The organism is Halomonas sp. 707D4 (genome assembly GCF_024158685.1).
Classification (GTDB): Bacteria; Pseudomonadota; Gammaproteobacteria; order Pseudomonadales; family Halomonadaceae; genus Vreelandella.
Genome location: NZ_JAMZBD010000382.1, coordinates 1 through 3,014, shown reverse-complemented (window position 1 = coordinate 3,014; position 3,014 = coordinate 1). Strand labels below are relative to the sequence as shown.

At 66.9% G+C, this 3,014-nt stretch carries 3 protein-coding genes and 1 pseudogene; 2 read left to right on the top strand and 2 right to left on the bottom strand.

All coding sequences use genetic code 11. The features are described 5' to 3' along the window. Positions 1-1,328: transglycosylase SLT domain-containing protein (locus BIS11_RS13965; RefSeq protein ID WP_253586343.1), on the top strand; the 1,328-nt coding region annotated here is incomplete at its 5' end. A gap of 18 nt (positions 1,329-1,346) precedes the next feature. On the opposite strand, the gene BIS11_RS13960 is transcribed toward BIS11_RS13965, so the two are convergent. Further along, the gene (locus tag BIS11_RS13960; protein WP_253423822.1) at positions 1,347-2,003 is read right to left on the bottom strand and encodes a LysE family translocator; all 657 of its coding nucleotides are present in this window, start codon (positions 2,001-2,003) and stop codon (positions 1,347-1,349) included. 133 nt (positions 2,004-2,136) lie between these two features. On the opposite strand from BIS11_RS13960, the gene BIS11_RS13955 reads away from it, so the two are divergent. Next, a complete protein-coding gene (locus tag BIS11_RS13955; protein WP_227390348.1) occupies positions 2,137-2,340 on the top strand; it encodes a cold-shock protein in 204 nt (67 codons plus the stop codon). Positions 2,341-2,393: 53 nt separating this feature from the next. Here BIS11_RS13955 and BIS11_RS13950 read toward each other — a convergent pair. Continuing rightward, a pseudogene (locus tag BIS11_RS13950) lies at positions 2,394-3,014 on the bottom strand (hypothetical protein); the annotation flags it as partial.

Genomic DNA, 3,014 nt, shown 5'->3' with positions numbered 1-3,014 from the left:
CCGTCGAGCGCATCGAGGGCAACCTTTCCGCGGTGGCTCAGGCGCCCGCCTGTCTCGGCCCCGAGTGCGCGGCGAGTGCCGCGTTCTACCAGGCCGCTCTGCAGCGTTACACGCGCGAGAACACGCCGGCAGCGCTTGCCGCCTGGCAGAGCATCGCGCCGCGCCTGTCGCTGACCGCCGACGAGCGCCGCGTGATCGAGGAGGAGCTTGCCTTCTATGCACTGGTGCGCAGCGTGCCGGGCACGCTTGCCTGGGTGGACAGCGTGCTGCCGGGGCTCGACAGCGAGCGCGTGCTCGAGCTTCGCGTGCGCCGGGCGCTGGAGGATCGCCAGTGGTCGGAGGTGCTGAACTGGATCGCCCAGATGCCCGCCAGCCAGCAAAGCAATAGCCGCTGGCAGTACTGGCTCGCCCGGGCCAACGAGCAGCTCGGCAACCACGGCGCCGCCGAGGCGCGCTACCGCGAGGCGGCGCTGGATCGCAGCTTCTACGGTTTCGCCGCCGCCGAACGGCTCGGCGTGCCCTACCGACTCAACAACGAGCGCAACCACTTCGACGACGCCTCGCGCGAACGCACTGCGGCGCTTGCCACCGTACAGCGCACCGAGGCGCTGATGCGCATCGGCGAGGAGGGACTCGCCAACAGCGAATGGCTCTACGCCGTGCGCACCTCGTCCCCGGCCCAGGCGCGGGCGCTGGCGGACTACGCCGCCCATCGCCAGTGGTACCCGCTGCTGGTGCAGACCACCATCGCAGGCGAGATGTGGGATGCGCTGGACTGGCGCTTCCCGCCCGCCTACCGCGAAAGTTTCCTGCGCTGGGGCGAGCAGACCGGGGTGGACCCGTACCTCTTGATGGCCATCACCCGGCGTGAGAGCGCCTACAACCCGGTGGCGCTCTCGCCCGCCGGCGCCAGAGGGTTGATGCAGCTGATGCCCGGCACCGCCGCGCTGGTCAGCCGCCAGCTCGGCCTGAGCGACCCGGGGCCTTACGGCGTACTCGACCCGGAGCTCAACATTCGTCTGGGCAGCACCTACCTGCGCGACAAGCTCAACCGCTACCAGGGCAATCGCCTGGCGGCGACTGCGGCCTACAACGCCGGCCCCGGCCGAGTGGACCAGTGGCTGGGCGACGGCCGCGGCGTGGAGGCGTTCGACCTGTTCGTCGAGAGCATCCCGTTTCGCGAGACCCGCGACTACGTCCAGGCGGTGTTGAGCTACCGGGTGATCTTCGAAAGCCTGGCCAACGGTGGCGACAGCCAGGGCGTGACGCTGCTCAGCGACAACGAGCAGCAGGTGCGCTACGACCGCGCCCTGCTCGCGCTGCGCTGATGTCCAACGAGCGCCCGGTCACCCCGGGCGCTGCTCCAGCGCCAGGCGCAGGCCGAGCGCCACCAGCACCGTGCCCGTCGCGGCGTTGAGCACCCGCGCAAAGCGCGAGCTTGCCAGAAAGCGGCTGGCCCCGCCCACCATCAGCACCACGCCGATCTGCCACAGGTTGGCGATCACGAAATGCACCCCGGCAAGCCACAGCGACTTCAACAGCACCGGTTCCCCCGGAGCGATGAACTGCGGCAGAAACGCCATGTAGAACACCACCGTCTTGGGGTTGAGCACGTTGGAGAGAAGCCCCTCCTTGATCGGCTGCAAGAGTCCCACGCGAGCCCCGGCCACACGGGCTTCCCCCACGGGCAGCGCCGTCCCTCGCCGCGCGGCCAACAGACTCGCCACGCCGAGCCAGACCAGATAGCCGGCGCCTGCCAGCTTGAGCAGGTTGAAGGCGAAGGCGGACTGCAGCAGGATCAAGGAGATGCCGAGTGCCGACACCGTGGCGTGCACGAACAGCCCGCAGCAGATCGCGACGCTGGTAGCCACGCCGTCGCGCACCCCGCCCCGTGCGGTATTGCGGATCACCAGCAGCGTGTCCACACCCGGGCTGATGGAGAGCAGCGTGATGGCGATCACGAAGGGAACGAACTGCGCGTCGAACAGGGTCATCTGGCTCATCGAAAGAGGCTCGCTGCGTTTAAAGGAATCGTGAGTTCGTCACTGGACGATCACTTTTTTTGCTTCTACAGTGAATTTGTGGGCAAACACGAGGTTGTCCGCCTATTACCTAAGCACGTTAAGGAAACGACAGATGGCAACTGGTACCGTCAAGTGGTTCAACGACACCAAAGGTTACGGCTTCATCTCACCCGATGACGGCGGCGACGACCTTTTTGCGCACTTCTCAGAGATTCAGGCTGAAGGCTTCAAGACCTTGCAGGATGGTCAGAAAGTCACCTTTGAAGTAACGCAAGGCAAGAAAGGCCTTCAGGCGTCCAACATTCGCGTCGCCTGATCGGCTCGCGAAACAAAGGCCCGCACATGCGGGCCTTTTTATTGCCTGCGCGCCTAGGGATCGATGTCCGAGCGCTCGCGGGTATCGCCTGCGCTCGACGCCTCTTCCTGCGCCTCACCTTGCTCTTGGCCGGACGCGTCTGACGCCTCGTCGTCGAGCGAGCGCGCAACGCCGGTGGCGGTCGTCTCGCTTGTTGCATCAGCGTCCTGCGACTGCGAGGAGGCGGACTCCGAGACGGAGCTTTCGGGCTCGAGAACGACATTGTCGCCCGCCTGGCTCGATTCGCGCTCGAGTTCCTGGAACTGTTCGTCGAGACGCTGCTGGGCCTGCTCGAAGCGTCGCTCAGTGTCCTCGATCAGCTCGTCGACGTCGAGCGCCCCACCCTGCGCTTCGCGGCGGGCGCTTTCCGGCAGGCTGCTTTCCACCTCCCAGTCGTCGGAGAATTCCGCAGGCTCCACGGGATCGAGCCGGTCGCTCTGACGCTCGACCTCCTGGAACTGCTGGTCGAGCTGTCGCTGAGCCTCCTCGAAGCGCCGCTCGGTCTCGGCGATCACGTCGTCCACGTCGGAACGGGTGGTTTCGCCGGGCATGGCGCTCTCTTCGCTGAGCGCCTCTTCGGGGTCGGCGGCCAGCGTCTCCTCGCCGGCCTGGACCTCCTCGCCCGTCATCGGCTC

Coding starts and splice junctions, on each gene's coding strand:
- BIS11_RS13960 (WP_253423822.1), bottom strand. CDS start 2,003: ATGAGCCAGATGACCCTGTTCGACGCGCAGTTCGTTCCCTTCGTGATC.
- BIS11_RS13955 (WP_227390348.1), top strand. CDS start 2,137: ATGGCAACTGGTACCGTCAAGTGGTTCAACGACACCAAAGGTTACGGC.